This is a genomic window from Aeromonas sp. MR19 (assembly GCF_963899305.1).
Lineage (GTDB): Bacteria > Pseudomonadota > Gammaproteobacteria > Enterobacterales > Aeromonadaceae > Aeromonas > Aeromonas bestiarum.
This window is the reverse complement of sequence record NZ_CAWQWZ010000011.1, coordinates 1,113,949-1,133,133: the sequence shown is the minus strand read 5'-3', so window position 1 is coordinate 1,133,133 and position 19,185 is coordinate 1,113,949. Positions and strand designations below refer to the sequence as shown.

Sequence of the window (19,185 nt, the reverse complement as noted above, 5' to 3'; positions counted from 1 at the left end):
TGAATTGACTTTATTGTCATTTAAGGTGTTGTCAGTATGGCATGAAGCGCTTTGGAGGGAAGAGAGGGGGCTGCATTTGCCCCCTATCTGGTGCCTGACCCGTTCAGAGGTTGGCTTGTCAAAGGTGCCGTGGTGGGGGCGCTACCAGCTGAAGCGATAGCTCAGGGTCAGGTACACCACAGGCTGCCAGTCGTGCTCCTTGATCAGCCACCGCTTGGCCCCGAGCTCGGTGCCAAGCCGCCACTGCTGCCAGGCCCAGCTGCGCTCCAGCGTGAGCCCCCAGTCCCGCCAACCCGCATCGGCATCATAGGCTGCCATGTGCGCCTGACTGCCCCGGGTCAGCCAGAGGTTGAGGGAGAGATCTGCCGGCAGCGGCAGGCTGTGCTCCATATACCAGATCTGGCCATAGCGGCCGGTGACATCATAGAGCTGGCCCAGGGTCAGCTGATGATCCTCGTCCAGCTGCCAGCCGAGGCGCCAGAGCGCGCTGAAGCGAGTGCGATCGACCACCTGCATGGGAGCGACGCCGACCGCAAAGAAGCTCTTTTTATATAGCGGCAAGGCCAGCCCGGCGCTCTGGCCATCGGCGAAGAGCAGGCCGACCTGGGTCTCCCGTTCATAGGCGAGCCAGAACTGCATGCTGGCGTCGGCGCTGACCCCCGCCTGATTGCTGCCAAGCTGCCACTGGCCGCCCACTTGCCACTGGTTGTCCGGCTCCTTGGCTGACAGGGGCAACGCCAGGGCAAGGGCCAGCAGCGGCCAGCGATGACTACTTGCCATAGAGCCGCACCCAGTCTCTGTCCTGATGCATGCCCATCAGGTGGCAGATGATGCCGGAGCGCTGGAAGGCGTAGATGAGCAGCACGCTGGTGGCACTGAGTGCCATGATGAGGCCGAAGCTGTTGGGCAATATGGTGCCCTGGCGCGCAGTCCACCACAGCAACAAGGGGCCCCACAGGTGCACGAAGATGCTCTTGTGGAAGATGAAGACGGTCAGCGAATACATGCCGATCCAGTTGAGCGGGCGCCAGCACAGGCGGATGTTGCGCTGATGCAGCCAGAGCACGACCCCGATCACCAGAAACTCCATGCCCCAGATCCCGGCGCGGCCCGTCATGTCCATCGCCAGCTCATGCTCGTTGGCGTAGATGTCGTTGAGTTCGACCGAACTGCTCTCGCCAAACACAAGGTAAACGGCGAGGGCTATGAGGGAGAGGGTGAGCACCAGGCCGTTGAGGCGATCCCGCCATTGGGGACGCTGATGCCAGCACCAGCCATACAGGAAGCCGAAGCAGCCGCTGGCCATGAAGAGATCGAGGCGGGCATCCAGCTCATAGTCGGGGTGCACATGCAGCTTCATCCAGCCGTCGATGTGGCCGAGCAGGGTCTGCACGCCGAGTTGATCCAGCAGCAGGCTGAGCAGGGTCAGCAGCAGCATGCCGCGAATGCCGAACCAGGCGTAGACCAGCGAGAAGAGCGCCAGCAGGCACATCCACAGCATGACCGGATAGAAGGAGATGGCCTCGCCGAAGTTGGGGGCTATGACCAGTCCTTCGACATAGAGCACCAGAATGATGCTGGCAAACAGCACCAGCTTGCCGCCCAGCTGCGGTCTGAAACCGGCCTGATCGCGACGGCTCAGGTTGAAGGCCGCCAGGGCCAGGTAGATCTGGCTCACCCAGGGAATGAGCCAGGCCGAAACCTGGGCCGTGGTGTGATCCATGGGCAGCAGATGGCCGGCCATGGCCTTGTGCGACAGATAGAAGCTGTCCCACAGGGCCTGTTCCCGGGTGAAGAAGTCGATGTACCAGTAGTTGAGGTAGCCGGTGTAGTGTTCGAAGACGGCCATGAAGATGACGAGCCCTCGCAACAGGTCGAGACCCGTGATGCGTGCGTCCTGTGGAGGCATGGGGTTGCTCCTGTATCGGTGGGAAAAGGAGCGGCACTATAACGGTTGCAACAAAACTGAATGGGAGCTGAATGTAAGCGGATGTTACCGGCTGTGGTTGCGTCAGCCCCGCGATAACGGGGTATCTGCGGATCCGGCTGTCATGATTTGTAATACTTTTGGCGCTTTTTCAGCCCTTCTGGCGGCCGAATGCCTGAATGCCGCGCGCCAGCACCAGCAGGCCGAGCACCTGAAAGGGCAGGGAGAGGGCAAGTAACAAGAGCCAGTGGGCCTCGCTGCCGCTGGCATTGATAAAACCTATCCAGGCGGCCAGCAAGGTGAGCATGCCGGCTATCTGAAAGCGGCGGCGCAGCACCACCTCCACCCCCAGGTTGGCGAGGTAGAGGGTCAGCAATATGCCGCCAAAGCCGGTGAGCTGTGCCGTACCATACAAGTCTCTGTCCGGATGGAACAGCAGGCTGAAGAGCGGCGTCAGACCCTGATCCTGCGGGATCAGGGTCAGCAGCCAGCAGGCGATCAGCAACAGGGCGGTTTTCATCGAATCAGTCGGCGGAACGGGCCGGTTTGACCAGGCTGAGGTAGTTGGCATCCATGGTGAGGAATACCCCCAGCAGGCGGGCGCTGGCGCCATAGAAGCCGAATGGATCGGCGGCGCGGCAGGCGGCCTCGAAATGGGGGAACCAGACCAGCAGATGAGTGTGCAGCAACTCTTCCTGCTCGCCGAGCCACAGCTCACGCTGATCGGCACTGGTGGCTTCGGCGGCGCGTATGATGAGATTGCCCATCAGATCCAGCTCGACTCCCAGATGATCGACCGGCTGCGGGTACTTGGCGCTGACGTCGATGGCGAGCCGTGCCAGCCGTTGCTGCATGCGTAGCAGGGATGCGGCCGTCAGATGGGCGGATTCATAAGGCTGAACGGCCGGGTCGGCCAGAAACAGCGCCTTGAAATCGGCCGCCAGGGCCCTGGCCCGATCCGGGCGCACCAGCAGGCGGGCGATGGCCTCGTTGAGCTCGGCGACGGCCGGGCGCATGGGATCCAGCGTGGAGAGGCTCTTCAGGAAGCTTCGCACATCGTAGCTGTCGTATTCGGCGATCTGTTCATCGCTGAGCTGGGCGCTAAACAGGGTGGCAAACCACCAGTACAGTTCGGCCCGACGTTCGCTAGTGGCCAGAAATTCCTGCATTTTTCCTCCGTGGATGGCAAGCGGGAAACAGAGTGAGCCCGATTCTAACGGCTTTGGCAGAAAAGTTAACCCATAGGTGACAATTCACCGAACAGGCCAGCAAAAACGCCGCCGGAGGCGACGTTTTCAGGGCATGTCGGCGACGACGTCAGGGCGTGGGGCGGGTCTCGAACTGCGGCAGTGCATCACAGATCTCGTGCCAGGGGGCCTTGGATCCAACGAAGATGTGGAAGCCGGGTCGCTGGGTCGGCGCCTCGTTGAGGATGCCGAGGCGCAGGTTCAGCTTGCCGCTGCTGCGCTTCTCGCTGAACAGGCTGGAGCCGCAGTGGCGGCAGAAGGCGAGGCTGGTCTCGGGGGATTTCTGAAAGCGGCTGATGGCCTCTTCACCACGGGTGACAGTGACCTTGTCACCGTCCAGTCCGCCGACCGGGGCGTAATCGGCACCGGAGAACTTGCGGCACTCGGAGCAGTGGCAGTTGCCCAGGTAGTCGAACCGGTCGGGCAGGCTCAGGGCCACGGCGCCACACAGGCAGCTGGCGGTCAATTGTTTCATCTTGCGGTTCCTTGGCTGAGGATGATTCAGCGCTCTTCGCGGTAGAGCGCCTGCTTGCAACGGGTGCAGATATGCTGGCGCCGGAAGTCGGTCTGATGCAGCAGGCCGACGTCCAGCTGCTCATGATGGCCGCAATGAATGCAGAAGATGATATCGCCATCGACGGCCTCCGGATGGGCGGCCAGATACTGCTCCCGGGTGGGCAAGGCCTCCCACTGGTGGGCAAAGGGGCTCTTGCGACTGCCGGTATAGTAGACCCAATAGAAAACAGCGAATACCGATATGATCAGAAAAAGCATCAGGTTATCCATCATGGCGTACTCCCGTATAGAGCCGGTACAGAGAAGGAAGACAGAGGCGGAAGTGGGTCGGGAACATGGCGTTGCAATGGGGCGGCCGGCGGCGGCTGGGCGGCTCAGTCAGGCGGTCGTCGCCACCCACCCCGGGTTGGCTGGTGTGCTGGCGGAGGGTGAGCGCCAGGGGAAGGTGCAGATCCAGATCCATCGGGAGCAGGGTGAGGGCCTTGCTCGGCATTGTTAGCCTCCATCTTGGCTGGGCAACCACTGTGCCACGCAAAGATGTTATCTGTTAGTAAACGCTATATCCATGATCCGGCTCTGGTTTTTGCTGTTTGTTGGCTGTGCTTGCTGCGTTGCGGAGGAGTGAACAGCAGGGAAGGATGCATGGGAAAGAGGGCCTTGACCGGCCCCCGCTCGGGAGACTGGGCAACTGACGCTGGCTTGGATATTTGCGACACATTTTACATTTTTTAAACAATTTTTTGGGTGGTTGGACTGTCTCTTTGATCTCGCTCACGTTACAATGCCGCTGCCCACTTCACCTAACGCGCAAACGATTTTCAGGAGAGAAACGGATGTTGAAACGTGACATGACCATCGCAGGCTATGATCCCCAGCTGTGGCAGGCCATCACAGACGAGACCCGTCGTCAGGAAGAGCATATCGAGCTGATCGCGTCTGAGAACTACACCAGCCCCCGCGTCATGGAAGCCCAGGGCTCCCAGTTGACCAACAAGTACGCCGAAGGCTATCCGGCCAAGCGCTACTACGGTGGTTGCGAGTACGTCGACGTGGTCGAAACCCTGGCCATCGAGCGCGCCAAGGAACTGTTTGGTGCCACCTATGCCAACGTGCAGCCGCACTCCGGCTCCCAGGCCAACAGCGCCGTCTACATGGCCCTGCTGCAGCCGGGCGATACCGTGCTGGGCATGAACCTGGCCCACGGTGGTCACCTGACCCACGGCTCCCCGGTCAACTTCTCCGGCAAGCTGTACAACATCATTCCTTACGGTATCGATGAGTCCGGCAAGATCGACTATGACGAGATGGAACGTCTGGCGGTCGAGCACAAGCCGAAGATGATGATAGGTGGCTTCTCCGCCTACTCAGGCGTGGTTGACTGGGCGCGCATGCGCGAAATCGCCGACAAGATCGGTGCCTGGCTGTTCGTCGACATGGCGCACGTGGCCGGTCTGATTGCCGCTGGCGTCTACCCGAACCCTGTGCCCCACGCCCACGTGGTCACCTCCACCACCCACAAGACCCTGGCCGGTCCCCGTGGTGGTCTGATCCTCTCCGCCGCTGACGACGAAGAGCTCTACAAGAAGCTGAACTCCGCCGTCTTCCCGGGCGGTCAGGGTGGCCCGCTGATGCATGTCATCGCCGGTAAAGCCGTGGCGTTCAAAGAAGCGCTTGAGCCCGAGTTCAAGACCTATCAGGCTCAGGTAGTGAAAAACGCCAAGGCCATGGCCGCGACCTTCATCGAGCGTGGTTACAAGATCGTCTCCGGCGGTACCGACAACCATCTCATGCTGGTTGACCTGATCGGCCGCGAGCTGACCGGTAAAGAAGCCGATGCCGCCCTTGGCAAGGCCAACATCACCGTCAACAAGAACTCGGTGCCGAACGACCCGCGCTCTCCGTTCGTCACCTCGGGTGTGCGGATCGGTACCCCGGCCATCACCCGCCGTGGTTTCAAGGAAGCCGAGTCCATTCAGCTGACCAACTGGATCTGCGACGTGCTGGACAACCATGACAACGATGCCGTGCTGGCCACAGTGCGCGAGCAGGTACTGGATATCTGCCGTCGTTTCCCGGTTTATGCCTGATACGCCAGAGACTCTGGTATAAAAACAATGCCACCCCAGGGTGGCATTGTTGTTTCTGCTCCGGCCTTGCCATAGGGCTGTACTCATTCGACCGACAGAGGAGACATCATGCCAAATCAGACCGGGCTCAGTGATGAGGAACTCATCTCTGCCATCCGCGCCCAGTATCACTTTCGCCCAAGCCCCGAGGGCCTGCTGGCCTGGGATGTGCGCCGCCTGGTGCGGCTGAGCCGCAGGCTGCCGGTGCAAGCTGTGCCGCTCTCGCAGATCGCGGAGCTCGATAGTGAGCACTGGTACGGGCATGGGAACATCCGGCCCACGGTGCGCAGCATAGTCGAGCACTGTCAGCTGATGCTGGCCGTCGACCTCGCCTATCCCATCATTCTGGACAGTGCGGGCAGGGTCATGGATGGCATGCACAGGGTGAGCAAGGCGCTGATGCAGGGCCACACCCATATCGATGCGGTGCAGTTCGAGCAAGACCCGGCGCCCGACCATGTGGACTGCGACCCCGACGCCTTGCCCTATGACGATTGAGCCTCTGGTCGATTGAGTGGCGCCATACGGGCATTTTTACACCGTTTTTAGCAGGAGAAAGCGTGATGAAGCGAGTGCTGGAGATCCGGAGCTATCGGCTCAAGGCCGGGAGCCGGGCGGCTTTTCATCGGCTGGTCACCGAGCAGAGCCTGCCCTTGCACCTTGCCTGGGGGATGGATGTGGTGAGCCATGGCCCCTCCTTGCATGATCCGGACGCCTATTTTCTGATGCGGGCCTACGATGACCTTGAGCATCTGAACCGCTCCCAGGCGGCATTCTATGGGACCAAGGCCTGGCAAACAGGCCCGAGAGAGGCCATCGTTGCGCTGATCGAGGGGGATGAAAATACTGTGCTTTGGTTGCCAGGCGGGGCCATAGAGGCGCTGCGCACTGGCTGAGACGGCCAAGGTGCAGCTGCGGTGACATATTGTTTTTCTGGGCTTTTACCGGCTTTGGATGGCCGTGCTACACTGGCCGACCAAGATCCTGACCCCGCGGGGCAGGTGCCTTTTCAGTTAACGCCGGAGGTCAGATGCATTGCCCTTTCTGTAGTGCCGTTGATACCAAGGTGATCGATTCCCGTCTGGTGGCAGAAGGCCATCAGGTGCGCCGCCGTCGTGAGTGTCTGCTCTGTCACGAGCGCTTCACTACCTTCGAGATGGCCGAGCTGGTGATGCCCCGCGTCATCAAGTCCAACGGCTCCCGTGAACCCTTCAACGAAGACAAGCTGCGTGCCGGCATACTGCGGGCACTGGAGAAGCGGCCGGTGAGCATGGAGGCCATCGAGAAGGGGGTCAATCACATCAAGTCCCGCCTGCGGGCCACAGGTGAGCGCGAAGTCGCCTCCCAGCTGGTGGGCAACCTGGTGATGGATGAGCTCAAGGGCCTGGACAAGGTCGCCTATATCCGCTTCGCCTCCGTCTATCGCAGCTTCGAAGACATTCGTGAATTTGGCGAAGAGATCGCCAAGCTGGAGAAGTAACGCTGTCGGGTGGGCAAACTGATATCCGCTTCGTTTCCCCCTATCGCAGCGTCGAAGAGATTCGCCTTGTTTATGGCAAGAAGCGGCGAAGAGATTACGAAGTTGGAGAAACAAGCTTTCTCAACGTCCGATCACGCTGCGCTAATCGAACCTGCAACGCCCATTTTCTCGCTTTGAACGGGAGCTCAGATGTTTAGTCAAGATGATTACCAATGGATGAGTCGGGCCCTCGAACTGGCCCGCCGCGGCCGCTATACCACGGCGCCCAACCCTTGCGTCGGTGCCGTGCTGGTGAAAGCCGGCGTTGTGGTCGGTGAGGGGTGGCACAAGCGTGCCGGCGAACCCCATGCCGAGGTCTATGCCCTGCATGCCGCCGGTGAACAGGCCCGTGGCGCCACCGCCTATGTGACCCTGGAGCCCTGTTCCCACTATGGCCGTACCCCGCCCTGTGCCGAGGCGCTGATCAAGGCCGGGGTGACCCGGGTGGTGGCCGCCATGGTCGATCCCAATCCCGAGGTGGGCGGACGCGGGCTGCGCATGTTGTCTGAGGCCGGCATCAAGACTGACTTCGGCCTGCTCAGCGCCGAGGCCGAGGCACTCAATCCGGGCTTCTTCAAGCGGATGCGCACCGCTTTCCCGCAGGTGACGGTCAAGCTCGGCGCCAGCCTGGATGGCCGCACCGCCATGGCAAGCGGTGAGAGCCAGTGGATAACGGGTCCCCTGGCCCGCGCCGATGTGCAGCGACTGCGGGCCCGTCACGACGCCGTGCTCTCCAGCGCCGAAACCGTGCTGGCCGATGGCGCCTCGCTGACCGTGCGCTGGGACGAGCTGCCCCCCTCGGTCAAGGCCAGCTACCCCAAAGAGACGTTGCGCCAGCCGCTGCGGGTCATAGTCGACTCGCAAAACCGGCTCACCCCGGACCTGCCCCTGTTCCAGAGCACAGGCCCTGTCTTGCTGGCCCGCCACAAGGCGGCCGGCGACTGGCCGGCCTGGGTGCAGCAACTGGAGCTGCCGCTGCTGGATGGCAAGCTGGATCTGGTCAGCCTCTTCATGCTGCTGGCCAAGCAGCACATCAACTCCGTGCTGGTGGAGGCGGGGCCGCGGCTGTGTGGCGCCCTGCTGAACAAGGGGCTGGTGGATGAGCTGGTGCTCTACCAGGCGCCCAGACTGATGGGGGATGAGGGGCGTGGCCTGTTCCATCTGCCTGAACTCACCCGGCTGTTCCAGGCACCCAAGCTCAACATCAAGGATGTGCGGCTGGTGGGGCAGGACATTCGCATCACGGCGAAAATAGCCTGATTTTTCAATATTTATCTGGGGCCTGCCCGGCCCCGTCATCAGCAAGGTGATCTGCATGTTTACCGGAATTATCGAAGCTGTGGGCACCCTGGCCGAGCTGCGTCGCCAGGGTGAAGACATGGTTCTCACCGTCCAGGCCCCGACCCTGGATTTCAGTGACGTCAAACTGGGTGACTCCATCGCCACCAACGGTGTCTGCCTGACTGTGATTGGCCTTGGCGACCAGCGCTACAGTGCCGACGTGTCGCTGGAGACCCTGTCGTGCACCGGCTTTGCCACTGCCAAGGTGGGCGATCCCGTCAATCTGGAGAAGGCGCTGATGCCCAGCTCCCGCTTGGGCGGCCATCTGGTCTCCGGTCATGTGGACGGAGTGGGGGAGGTGAAGAGCAAGTCCAGCAGCGGCCGCGCCATCGAATACTGGATCAAGGCGCCAGGGTCGCTCTCCCGCTACATAGCGGAGAAGGGCTCGATCGCGGTGGACGGCATCAGCCTGACGGTCAACGCCGTGCAGGGGGACTTGTTCCGCCTGACCATAGTGCCCCACACGGCGCAGGAGACCACCATAGCGCGCTGGAAACCGGGCCATAGCGTGAATCTCGAGGTGGATCAGATAGCCCGCTATCTGGAGCGACTGATGCAAGGCAAGGCCCATGACAGCTCGTCATCGACCCTGACGCTGGAAAAGCTGGCCCGGTCCGGCTTCCTGTAACGGCCGATGCCGCGGGAAAAACGCTTTTCTGTGATCCCGATCCGATTGAAATGGGGTCTTGTGCCCCCATCTAGAGCAGAATAATCCCGTATCAAGTCGAGCCGGCAGGCTCAATCCCCGAAGCATGTTGATGGAGTAACCCATGGCGCTGAGCACAACCCAGGAAATCATTGCCGATATCAAGGCTGGCAAGATGGTGATCCTGATGGATGACGAAGACAGGGAGAACGAAGGGGACCTCATCATAGCCGCCTCCTGTGTCCGCCCGGAGGATATCAACTTCATGGCCCGCTATGGCCGTGGTCTCATCTGCCTGACCCTGACCCGGGATCGCTGCAAGCAGCTGGCGCTGCCGCTGATGGTTGATCGCAACAATGCCCAGTTCTCCACCGCCTTCACCGTCACCATAGAAGCGGCCGAAGGGGTGACCACAGGCATCTCGGCTGCCGATCGCGCCGTCACGGTACAGGCTGCGGTGGCGCCCAATGCCAAGGCCGCCGATCTGGTGCAGCCGGGCCACATATTCCCGCTGATGGCGCAGGATGGCGGCGTGCTGACCCGCGCCGGTCACACCGAAGCGGGCTGCGATCTGGCACGGCTGGCGGGCTACGAGGCGGCCTCCGTCATCGTCGAGATCCTCAACGAGGATGGCACCATGGCGCGCCGTCCTGATTTGGAGATCTTCGCCGAGCAGCACGGCATCAAGCTCGGCACCATTGCCGACCTTATCGAATACCGCAACCAGCACGAGACCACGGTCGAGAAGGTGGCCGAGTGCAAGCTGCCTACCGAATACGGCGAGTTCGACCTCATCACCTTCCGCGACACCATAGACAACCAGGTGCACTTTGCCCTGAAGAAAGGCGAAGTACAGGCCGAGCAGCCGACCCTGGTGCGGGTCCATCTGCACGATGTGCTGAGCGATCTGCTGCTGACCGACCGTCACGCCGCCCGCAGCTGGCCGTTGCCCAAATCCATGGCCCGCATCGCCCAGGAAGGTGGTGTGCTGGTGATCCTGGGGGCCGAGGCCCACGGCGAGGAGCTGCTGGCCCGGGTCAAGGGCTTTGAAGCCGCCGACAAGGGGCTGCAACCGGAAGGGGCCAAGTGGCAGGGCACCTCGCGCCGGGTCGGCGTGGGCTCCCAGATCCTCAAGACGCTGGGGGTCGGCAAGATGCGGCTGTTGAGCTCCCCCAAGAAGTATCACGCCCTCGGTGGTTTCGGCCTGGAAGTGGTGGAATACGTGGGCGAATAAGCGCGTCGTCCGAATGACATTGAGATCATGGCCGCCCGTTGCGGCCATGGTTTTTGTCGTGGGTCTGTTGTGCTAGAATGTGCGCACTTTTGACTCCGGCCCCTTTTGATTGCACAGATACAGGATTTCCAATGAAGGTTATCGAAGGAAATATCGCCGCTCCTGAGGCGCGCGTTGCTATTGTCGTTGCCCGTTTCAACAGCTTCATCAACGAAAGCCTGGTGGACGGTGCTGTGGACGTGCTGAAGCGTCAAGGCCAGATCCAGGACAGCAATCTGACCCTGGTGCGCGTGCCGGGCGCCGTCGAAATCCCTCTAGCGGCCAAGAAGCTGGCCAAGAGTGGTCAATACGACGCCATAGTCGCGCTGGGCACCGTCATCCGTGGTGGCACCTACCACTTCGAGCTGGTGGCGAGCGAGAACGGCAAGGGCCTGGCCCAGGTAATGATGGAATATGAAATTCCCGTTGCCTTCGGCGTATTGACCACAGAAAACATTGAACAAGCCATCGAGCGCGCCGGTACCAAGGCGGGTAACAAGGGTGCAGAGGCTGCACTGAGCGCGCTCGAAATGATCAACGTCCTGAAACAGCTGGACGTGTAACGAGGAGAAGTACATTGAAACCGTCCGAGCGCCGTAAAGCCCGCCATTGCGCCACCCAGGCCATCTACCAGTGGCAGATGACCAGGGCCAACGTGGGCGACATCGAAGAGCAGTTCAAGATAGATCAGGACACCAAGGGTGTGGACCTGAACTATTTCCGCGATCTGCTGTTCGGGGTAGCCCTCCACTGCAACGAGCTGGACAAGGTGTTTTCTCCTTTCCTCTCCCGTCCGCTGGAAGAAGTGGACATGGTGGACAAGGCGATCCTGCGTCTGGCGACCTATGAGCTGACCCGTCGTGATGATGTGCCGCCGCGTGTGGTGATCAACGAAGCGATCGAGTTGGCCAAGGCCTTTGCTGCCGATGACAGCCACAAGTTTGTCAACGGTGTACTGGACAAGGTGATCAAGACGCTGGCCAAGCGTTGATCCTGCTGTCCGTCAGCATTAAGAGAGGAGCCAGCCTAACCGCTGGCTTTTTACTGTATGGGTGAATTTGAGCTGATTGATAAGTACTTCAAGGTCCCCCACGCCCGCAAGGACGTGGTGATGGGCCCTGGAGATGACTGCGCCCTGTTGACCCTGCCGGCCGATACTCAGCTGGCGGTGAGCACGGATACCCTGGTGAGCGGCGTCCACTTCTTCCCCGACATGGATCCGGTGGATCTCGGCTACAAGGCACTGGCGGTCAATCTGTCCGACCTTGCCGCCATGGGCGCCGAGCCGCGCTGGGTGTCGCTGGCACTGACGCTGCCGGCCATCAACGAACCCTGGGTCGCCGGCTTTGCCGAAGGCTTTCTCGAACTGGCCGAATACTACAACGTGGCGCTGGTGGGGGGGGACATGACCCGCGGCCCGCTCTCCATCACAGTCTCGGTGAAGGGATCCGTCCCCGCCGGTCGCGCCCTGATGCGCAGCGGTGCCAAGGCCGGCGACGGCATCTATGTCACCGGCACCCTGGGGGATGCCGCCCTGGCGCTCTCCCATCTGCTCGGCAAGCGCAGCCTCAACGAGAACCAGCTGGCCGCCGTGCTGCCACGGCTCGATCATCCCCATCCCCGCATTCTGGCAGGGCAGGCCCTGCGCGGGCTGGCGAGCAGTGCGCTGGATCTCTCCGACGGGCTTTCCTCGGATCTCGGCCATATCCTCAAGGCCTCCGGGGTGCGGGCCCAGATCGATCTCGGCCTGCTGCCCCTCTCGCCCGTGCTGCAGGATGCGGTGCCCGAGCAGGATGCCTGGCAGCTGGCGCTGGCCGGTGGCGATGACTACGAGCTCTGTTTCACGGTGCCGGAGGAGTATCGCGGCGCGCTGGATACGGCGCTGGCCAACTGTGGCGTCAAGTTCACCCGCATCGGCCGCATCGTAGCGGGCGAGGTGGGCATCGACTACCTGAGAGGCGAGCAAGTGGTTGAACTGCAACTGAAAGGGTGGGATCACTTCGCATGAGCTTGTTCAGGATAAAGCCCGAGCTGACACGACTGAACCTGAAGCACCCGCTGCACTTGCTGGCGGTGGGGTTTGGCTCCGGTCTCTCCCCCAGGGCGCCGGGCACCATGGGGACGCTGGTCGCCATTCCGCTCTATCTGCTGGTGAGCGGTCTGCCGACGCCCTGGTTCATCGCCCTGCTGGCGGTGGGGTTCGTGGCGGGCATTCGTATCTGCCAGAGTGCCACCGATGCCATCGGCATGCCGGATCACGGTGCCATCGTCTGGGACGAGGTGATAGGTTTTGGCGTGACCATGATAGCGGCGCCAGCCGGTTGGCAGTGGGTGCTGGCCGGCTTCGTGCTGTTCCGGCTGTTCGATGTGTTCAAGCCCTGGCCCATCTCCTGGTTCGATCGCCGCATTCACGGCGGACTCGGCATCATGCTGGACGATCTCATCGCCGGCCTGTTCGCCCTGTTTTGTATGCAATTGCTGGCATACTGGCTGGGGTGAATCTCCCCGCAAGGGGGATCGCCAGCCTGGCATCCCCCTATATAGCTCTGTTTAGTTTTCATTCATCGGCATATGCTGCCGTTAAAAAATCATTTCACATAAATATTCACTACTCATTCGAAGCTTAATACTATTGTACCAATAGTGATTATTCCCGCCTGTTGCGTCTTTGTTGAAAGTAAAAGCACTAAAAAATCTTGATGGTGGTCATATAGTCTAGTTATGTGACACAAGTCATCATTTATGACTGCTGCAATGGCCACTGACTGAGCAAAGTATTGCGAAATTGTATAACCCGATCATTTACACTCGCGGTCAAACCGTCTAAGTTACTCGCGGGTTATTCCAAAAAAATGCAAAAAACCCGCCCGGATCGCTGGTTTCGCTGCCTCATGGATTGAGCGTTTATTACTCAGAAAAGCACTCAAGATCAGTACTCAAGGCACAACCGGCATCTGCGGCCGATTTACGGACGAATTATTTGGGACGGATGTCCCCCGCAGAGGTAAACATGTCCTTGCTCGAAGTGAAAAACTTGCGGATCGAGTACCCCTCCCGCTATGGGGTGCTGGCCGCGGTCAAAGATCTCTCTTTGTGTGTCGAAAAAGGGGAGATCGTCGGTGTGGTGGGCGAATCTGGCGCCGGTAAATCCACCATAGGCAATGCCGTCATCGATCTGCTGAGCCCGCCGGGCCGCATCGCCCGTGGTGACATCTATCTCAACGGCGAACTCATCTCCGGCAAGAGCCAGAACGAGATGCGGGCCATCCGTGGTTCCCGCATCGGTTTCATCTTCCAGGATCCCATGACCTCCCTCAATCCGCTGTTCACCGTTGAACAGCAACTGATGGAGACCATACTGGCCAATACCAAGCTCTCTCGCGATGCCGCCTTTGCCAAGGCGCTCGAGCTGATGGGCGCGGTCGGGATCCCGCAGCCCGAGCTGCGTATCAAGCAGTATCCGCACCAGTTTTCCGGCGGCATGCGCCAGCGGGTGGTCATCGCCATCGCGTTGTCGTGCGATCCCGAGCTCATCATCGCCGATGAGCCGACCACGGCCCTCGACGTCTCCATTCAGGATCAGATCCTCCAGCTCATCCGCAACCTCTGCAAAGAGCGCCAGGTGGGCTGCATGCTGGTGACCCACGACATGGGTGTGGTCTCCAACGTCACCGACAAGGTGGCGGTCATGTATCGCGGCGATCTGGTGGAGTTCGGTACCACCGAACAGGTGCTGGGTCGCCCCACTCACCCTTATACCCGCAGTCTCATCTCGGCTGTGCCCCGCTCGGACGTCAAGCTGGTGCGCTTCCCGCTGGTCTCCTATATCGAGGATGCCAGTGCGCCGGATACCAATATCGATCTCAAGACCCACTGGCTCGGCCAGAGTCAGGATGAGCGCACCTACGAGGGGGCCCTGCTGCGGGTGGAGAACGTGGATCTGAGGTTCGTCACCAAGGACTCCATCTTCCCGAGCCGCCGCCAGTATGTGCGCGCCTGCAACAACATCAGCTTCGAGATCTTCGAAGGGGAAACCTTCGGTCTGGTGGGGGAGTCGGGTTCCGGCAAATCCACCATAGCCCGTGCCATCACAGGCCTCTATCCGCCCGATACCGGCAAGATCTTCTTCGAGGGGATCGATCTGACGGCTCTGAAAGGGGAGCACGAGCGCCGTCCGCTGCGCCGCCAGATGCAGATGGTGTTCCAGAACCCTTACTCCTCGATGAACCCGCGCATGAAGGTGCGTGACATCATCGCCGAGCCCATCCGCTTCCATAAGCTGGCAGGCAGCGAGAGCCAGATCGAGGGCATCGTCAACGATCTGCTCGATCACGTGGGGCTCGGCCGCGGTGCCGGGGTCAAGTATCCCCACGAGTTCTCCGGCGGTCAGCGTCAGCGCATCTCCATCGCCCGTGCCCTGGCGACCCGGCCGCGCTTCCTCATCTGCGACGAGCCTACCTCGGCGCTGGATGTCTCGGTACAGGCTCAGATCCTCAACCTGCTCAAGGATCTGCAGCAGGAGCTCGGGCTAACCATGCTGTTCATCAGTCACGATCTGCCGGTGATCCGCCAGATGTGTGATCGCATCGGCGTGATGCAGCACGGTCATCTGGTGGAAGTGGCCGAGACCGAAAAACTGTTTACCAATGCCGAGCATGAGTACAGCCGCAAGCTGATCTCGCTGATGCCGGAGTTCAAGGGAATGTCCCGCGAGGGGCTGGAAATCGCAAGCTAGGAAAGAGCCGGCTCGCCGGTCTGCTTGTCACAAAAAGTGTCAATAAAAAGCCAAAAGCATGGAGAAAGACATGAAGAAAGGATTATCCAAGATTGCCATGGCGCTGTTCGCCGCGGGTCTCGCGTTTAACGTCTCTGCCGCCGACATTACCGTGGCCGTCGCCTCCGACGCCACCTCGCTGGATCCGCAGGAGCAGCTCTCCGGTCAGACCCTGGAGATGTCTCACCTGGTGTTCGATCCCCTGATGCGTTACACCCAGGATCTGAAGTTCGAGCCGCGTCTGGCCGAGAAGTTTGAACGTATCGACGACAAGACGGTGCGTTTTCACCTGCGCAAGGGCGTCAAGTTCCACTCCGGCAACGACTTCACCGCCGATGACGTGGTGTGGACCGTCAACCGCCTGAAGGCCTCTCCCGACTTCAAGGCCATCTTCGACCCCATCGCCGAAGTGAAGAAGGTCGATGATCTGACCGTCGATCTGATCACCGCCAAGCCGTTCCCGCTGGTGCTGCAGACCGTTACCTACATATTCCCGATGGACTCCAAGTTCTACACCGGCAAGGATGAAACCGGTAAAGACAAGGCCGAGATCGTCAAGAACGGCAGCTCCTATGCCTCCACCCATGTTTCCGGTACAGGTCCGTTCAGCGTCAAGTTCCGCGAGCAGGGCGTCAAGCTGGAATACGTGCGCAACGCCAACTACTGGGACAAGGCTTCCAAGGGCAACGTTCAGAACCTGACCGTGGTACCGATCAAGGAAGACGCCACCCGTGTGGCCGCCCTGCTGGGCGGTGACGTGGACATGATCTACCCGGTTGCTCCGAACGATCTGGAGCGCGTGAAGAATGGCAAGGATTCCCAACTGGTGACCCTGTCCGGTACCCGCGCCATCATCATAGAGCTGAACCAGAACACCAACCCGGCTCTGAAAGACAAGCGCGTGCGTCAGGCGATCAACCTGGCCATCAACGAAGTCGGCATAGTCGACAAGATCAACAAAGGCTTCGGCACCCCGGCCGGCCAGCTGAGCCCGAAAGGCTATGCCGGTCACAACGAGGCGCTCAAGCCCCAGTATGATCTGGCCAAGGCCAAGCAGCTGATGAAGGAAGCCGGTTTCGAGCAGGGCTTCAAGATGAGCTTCATCTCCCCGGCTGCCCGCTACGTCAACGACGTCAAGATTGCCCAGGCTGTCTCCGCCATGCTGTCCAAGATCAACATCAAGGTCGATCTGAAGACCATGCCGGTGGCCCAGTACTGGCCCGAGTTTGACAAGTGTGCGGCAGACATGCAGCTGATCGGCTGGCACTCAGACACCGAAGACAGTGCGAACTTCTTCGAGTTCCTGACCTTCACCAAGGATGCCAAGACCGGCATGGGTCAGTACAACTGCGGCGGTTATGCCAACGCAGAGGCTGACAAGCTGGTCGAGCAGGCCAACGCCGAAACCGATCCGGCCAAGCGTGCCGCCATCCTGCAGAAGGTGGAAGCCATGCTGATCGACGACGCCGCCTATGTGCCGTTGCACTGGGAAGACCTGGCCTATGGCGCCAAGAAAAACGTCGACATCAAGCCAGTGGTCAACGTGATGAACTTCCCTTACCTGGGTGACCTGGTGGTCAACAAGTAAGCAGGGTCGTAAAGAAGGACCTGGCGGGGGCAGCCATGGGCGCCCCCGCCATTAACAGAAGCCTGTGCCAAGACACAGGCCACGTAGAAGGACAAGCATGTTTACATTCCTGCTGAAACGGTTCTATCAGGCCGTGATAGTGATGTTCGTCATCAGCCTGGTCGCCTTCTCCATCCAGGACAACCTGGGGGATCCGCTGCGCGAGCTGGTGGGACAATCCGTCTCCGAGTCCGTGCGCCATGAGTTGCGCGAAAAGATGGGCCTTAACGATCCCTTTTTGGTGAAATACAGCCGCTTCTTGCAAAATGCAGTGCAAGGGGATCTGGGCACCTCCTACTTCTTCAAGCGACCCGCTCTCGAGGTGATACTCGACAAGCTGGTGGCTACCCTTGAGCTGGTCTTTGCCGCTGCACTGATCATCGTCGCCGTCTCCATTCCGCTGGGGGTTTACTCGGCGATAAGGCCACGCAGCTTCCTGACCAAGCTCATCATGGCGGTGAGCAGCATCGGCATCTCGATCCCTGTCTTCCTGACGGCGATCATGCTGATGTATCTGTTCTCCATCCAGCTCGGCTGGCTGCCGGCCTATGGCCGTGGCGAGACCCTTAACCTGCTGGGCTGGGAGTCGGGCTTCTTCACCTGGGATGGCATCAAGCACCTGATCCTGCCCGCGGTGTCGCTCTCCTCCATCATGCTGCCGCTGTTCATCCGGCTGGTGCGCTCCGAGATGCTGGAGCAGCTCTCTTCCGAATACGTCAAGTTCGCCCGTGCCAAGGGACTGGACAACAACAAGGTCTACTACCAGCACGCTCTGAAGAACACCATGCTGCCGGTCATTACCGTCGGTGGCGTGCAGATCGGCACCATGGTTGCCTACACCATCTTGACCGAGAGCGTGTTCCAGTGGCCGGGGACGGGTTTCCTGTTCCTCGAGGCGATCCACAGGGTCGATACGCCGCTGATCACCGCCTACGTCATCTTCGTCGGCCTGATCTTCGTGGTGACCAATACCCTGGTCGACCTGCTCTACGGGTTCATCAACCCGACCGTCAACTTGACCGCCAAGGGGTAACAGATGACTAACGCTGTGACTGTGAGCCGCTGTTTGACATGGCGCAACCACGCGGGTCTTGCCATCAATCCGGCTATCTACCTGGCTACGAAGGGGTAAGCATGAGTAACGCAGTAACTGCAAGCCCAAGCCGTTGGGCACGTTTTAAAAATTCCGACATCGTCTACTACTTCCTGCGCGATAAAGTCGCCATGTTCAGTTTTGCGGTGTTCGTGGTGTTCGTGCTGGCCGCGCTGCTGGCGCCCTGGCTGGCGCCGCACAACGTCTACGATCAGACCAGCTTCGATCTGATGGATGCCGAGCTGCCGCCCTCCTGGCTGGAAGGGGGCGAGGAGCGCTTCTGGCTCGGCACCGACAACCAGGGCCGCGACATCTGGAGCACCATCCTCTACGGTGCCCGCATCTCGTTGACCATAGGGCTGTTTGCGGTGGGGCTGCAACTGGTGCTCGGCATCGTGATCGGCCTGATCGCCGGTTACTTCGGTGGCCGCATCGACAACCTGCTGATGCGCTTCGCCGATGTGCAGCTGTCGTTCTCCACCATGATGGTGGCCATCATCATCTCCGCCATCTTCCAGGCCAGCTTTGGCTCCGAGGTTTACTCCGAATTTGCCATCGTCATGCTGGTGGTGATCATCGGCATCGCCGAGTGGCCGCAGTACGCCCGTACCGTGCGTGCCTCCGTGCTGGCGGAGAAGAAGAAGGAGTATGTGGAAGCGGCGCAGGTGATGGGGTTCCGTGCCCCGCGCATCATGTTCCGCCACATTCTGCCGAACTGTTTGTCACCCATACTGGTCATCTCCACCGTACAGGTGGCCAACGCCATCATGAGCGAGGCGGCACTCTCCTTCCTCGGATTGGGGATGCCGGTGGATCAGCCATCGCTGGGCTCGCTCATCAGCGTCGGCTTCAACTACATCTTCTCCGGCTCCTGGTGGATCACCGCCTTCCCGGGCATCTGTCTGGTGGTGCTGGTGCTGGTCATCAACCTGCTGGGTGACTGGCTGCGGGATGTGTTCAACCCCAAGATCTACAAGGGCTGATAAAAACCTGTCCTCACACTTACTGCGAGGGCGTGATCAAGGCTCATGTGCTGCTCGGAATCCTCACGTATGTCTATACGCTCCGGTTCCTGCGCTGCTCTTCACCTTGCTGA

The 19,185-nt window shown here is 60.5% G+C and carries 22 protein-coding genes; 15 read left to right on the top strand and 7 right to left on the bottom strand.

Annotated elements, in window-relative coordinates; translation table 11 throughout:
• Positions 1 to 141 precede the first annotated feature (141 nt).
• From AACQ95_RS10905 to AACQ95_RS10875, 7 genes are all read right to left on the bottom strand, one after another.
• Complete coding sequence (locus tag AACQ95_RS10905) at positions 142 to 780, bottom strand: MipA/OmpV family protein (protein WP_241278581.1); 639 nt, start codon at positions 778 to 780, stop codon at positions 142 to 144.
• Positions 770 to 1,909: a hypothetical protein gene (locus tag AACQ95_RS10900; protein ID WP_241278580.1), complete on the bottom strand. Its 1,140-nt coding sequence runs from the start codon at positions 1,907 to 1,909 to the stop codon at positions 770 to 772. Before AACQ95_RS10900 ends, AACQ95_RS10905 begins: the two co-directional genes overlap by 11 nt.
• Positions 1,910 to 2,078: 169 nt before the next feature.
• Positions 2,079 to 2,447 carry a hypothetical protein gene (locus AACQ95_RS10895; RefSeq protein ID WP_241278579.1) on the bottom strand — a complete coding sequence of 123 codons (369 nt, stop codon included), beginning with the start codon at positions 2,445 to 2,447 and terminating at the stop codon, positions 2,079 to 2,081.
• 4 nt (positions 2,448 to 2,451) lie between these two features.
• Positions 2,452 to 3,096, bottom strand: coding sequence for a molecular chaperone TorD (gene torD, locus AACQ95_RS10890; protein ID WP_241278578.1), 645 nt, complete (start codon positions 3,094 to 3,096; stop codon positions 2,452 to 2,454).
• A gap of 148 nt (positions 3,097 to 3,244) precedes the next feature.
• Positions 3,245 to 3,649, bottom strand: a complete 405-nt coding sequence (locus AACQ95_RS10885) for a GFA family protein (protein ID WP_043140138.1) — start codon at positions 3,647 to 3,649, stop codon at positions 3,245 to 3,247.
• Between the two features lie 26 nt (positions 3,650 to 3,675).
• Positions 3,676 to 3,963, bottom strand: coding sequence for a hypothetical protein (locus AACQ95_RS10880; RefSeq protein WP_043555027.1), 288 nt, complete (start codon positions 3,961 to 3,963; stop codon positions 3,676 to 3,678).
• Positions 3,953 to 4,183: a hypothetical protein gene (locus tag AACQ95_RS10875; protein WP_241278577.1), complete on the bottom strand. Its 231-nt coding sequence runs from the start codon at positions 4,181 to 4,183 to the stop codon at positions 3,953 to 3,955. Before AACQ95_RS10875 ends, AACQ95_RS10880 begins: the two co-directional genes overlap by 11 nt.
• Before the next feature lie 340 nt (positions 4,184 to 4,523).
• On the opposite strand from AACQ95_RS10875, the gene glyA reads away from it, so the two are divergent.
• The 15 genes from glyA to AACQ95_RS10800 all read left to right on the top strand — a co-directional run bounded on the left by glyA (position 4,524) and on the right by AACQ95_RS10800 (position 19,072).
• Complete coding sequence (gene glyA, locus AACQ95_RS10870) at positions 4,524 to 5,777, top strand: serine hydroxymethyltransferase (RefSeq protein ID WP_043555030.1); 1,254 nt, start codon at positions 4,524 to 4,526, stop codon at positions 5,775 to 5,777.
• Positions 5,778 to 5,885: 108 nt separating this feature from the next.
• Positions 5,886 to 6,314: a hypothetical protein gene (locus AACQ95_RS10865; RefSeq protein WP_241278576.1), complete on the top strand. Its 429-nt coding sequence runs from the start codon at positions 5,886 to 5,888 to the stop codon at positions 6,312 to 6,314.
• 65 nt (positions 6,315 to 6,379) lie between these two features.
• The gene (locus AACQ95_RS10860) at positions 6,380 to 6,712 is read left to right on the top strand and encodes an NIPSNAP family protein (RefSeq protein ID WP_103470914.1); all 333 of its coding nucleotides are present in this window, start codon (positions 6,380 to 6,382) and stop codon (positions 6,710 to 6,712) included.
• A 134-nt stretch (positions 6,713 to 6,846) separates the two neighbouring features.
• The gene (nrdR, locus tag AACQ95_RS10855; RefSeq protein WP_042866644.1) at positions 6,847 to 7,296 is read left to right on the top strand and encodes a transcriptional regulator NrdR; all 450 of its coding nucleotides are present in this window, start codon (positions 6,847 to 6,849) and stop codon (positions 7,294 to 7,296) included.
• A gap of 189 nt (positions 7,297 to 7,485) precedes the next feature.
• Entirely contained in the window at positions 7,486 to 8,595 is a 1,110-nt protein-coding gene (ribD, locus tag AACQ95_RS10850; RefSeq protein WP_043140151.1) for a bifunctional diaminohydroxyphosphoribosylaminopyrimidine deaminase/5-amino-6-(5-phosphoribosylamino)uracil reductase RibD, read from the top strand.
• Positions 8,596 to 8,650: 55 nt separating this feature from the next.
• A complete protein-coding gene (locus AACQ95_RS10845; protein ID WP_241278575.1) occupies positions 8,651 to 9,304 on the top strand; it encodes a riboflavin synthase in 654 nt (217 codons plus the stop codon).
• 142 nt (positions 9,305 to 9,446) lie between these two features.
• A complete protein-coding gene (ribBA, locus tag AACQ95_RS10840; RefSeq protein ID WP_241278574.1) occupies positions 9,447 to 10,556 on the top strand; it encodes a bifunctional 3,4-dihydroxy-2-butanone-4-phosphate synthase/GTP cyclohydrolase II in 1,110 nt (369 codons plus the stop codon).
• A gap of 131 nt (positions 10,557 to 10,687) precedes the next feature.
• Entirely contained in the window at positions 10,688 to 11,158 is a 471-nt protein-coding gene (gene ribH, locus AACQ95_RS10835; RefSeq protein WP_042866640.1) for a 6,7-dimethyl-8-ribityllumazine synthase, read from the top strand.
• Positions 11,159 to 11,172: 14 nt separating this feature from the next.
• On the top strand, positions 11,173 to 11,586 hold the full coding sequence (gene nusB / locus AACQ95_RS10830) for a transcription antitermination factor NusB (RefSeq protein WP_042035824.1): 414 nt from the start codon (positions 11,173 to 11,175) through the stop codon (positions 11,584 to 11,586).
• 57 nt (positions 11,587 to 11,643) lie between these two features.
• A complete protein-coding gene (thiL, locus tag AACQ95_RS10825) occupies positions 11,644 to 12,603 on the top strand; it encodes a thiamine-phosphate kinase (protein WP_043140161.1) in 960 nt (319 codons plus the stop codon).
• Complete coding sequence (locus AACQ95_RS10820) at positions 12,600 to 13,094, top strand: phosphatidylglycerophosphatase A family protein (protein ID WP_043555036.1); 495 nt, start codon at positions 12,600 to 12,602, stop codon at positions 13,092 to 13,094. The genes thiL and AACQ95_RS10820 overlap by 4 nt, the downstream gene beginning before the upstream one ends.
• Before the next feature lie 511 nt (positions 13,095 to 13,605).
• Positions 13,606 to 15,330 carry an ABC transporter ATP-binding protein gene (locus AACQ95_RS10815; RefSeq protein ID WP_241278573.1) on the top strand — a complete coding sequence of 575 codons (1,725 nt, stop codon included), beginning with the start codon at positions 13,606 to 13,608 and terminating at the stop codon, positions 15,328 to 15,330.
• 70 nt (positions 15,331 to 15,400) lie between these two features.
• Positions 15,401 to 16,957: an ABC transporter substrate-binding protein gene (locus AACQ95_RS10810; RefSeq protein ID WP_241278572.1), complete on the top strand. Its 1,557-nt coding sequence runs from the start codon at positions 15,401 to 15,403 to the stop codon at positions 16,955 to 16,957.
• 97 nt (positions 16,958 to 17,054) lie between these two features.
• Positions 17,055 to 18,029: an ABC transporter permease gene (locus tag AACQ95_RS10805; protein ID WP_043140172.1), complete on the top strand. Its 975-nt coding sequence runs from the start codon at positions 17,055 to 17,057 to the stop codon at positions 18,027 to 18,029.
• Between the two features lie 101 nt (positions 18,030 to 18,130).
• A complete protein-coding gene (locus AACQ95_RS10800; RefSeq protein ID WP_043140174.1) occupies positions 18,131 to 19,072 on the top strand; it encodes an ABC transporter permease in 942 nt (313 codons plus the stop codon).
• The last annotated feature ends 113 nt before the right edge of the window (positions 19,073 to 19,185 follow it).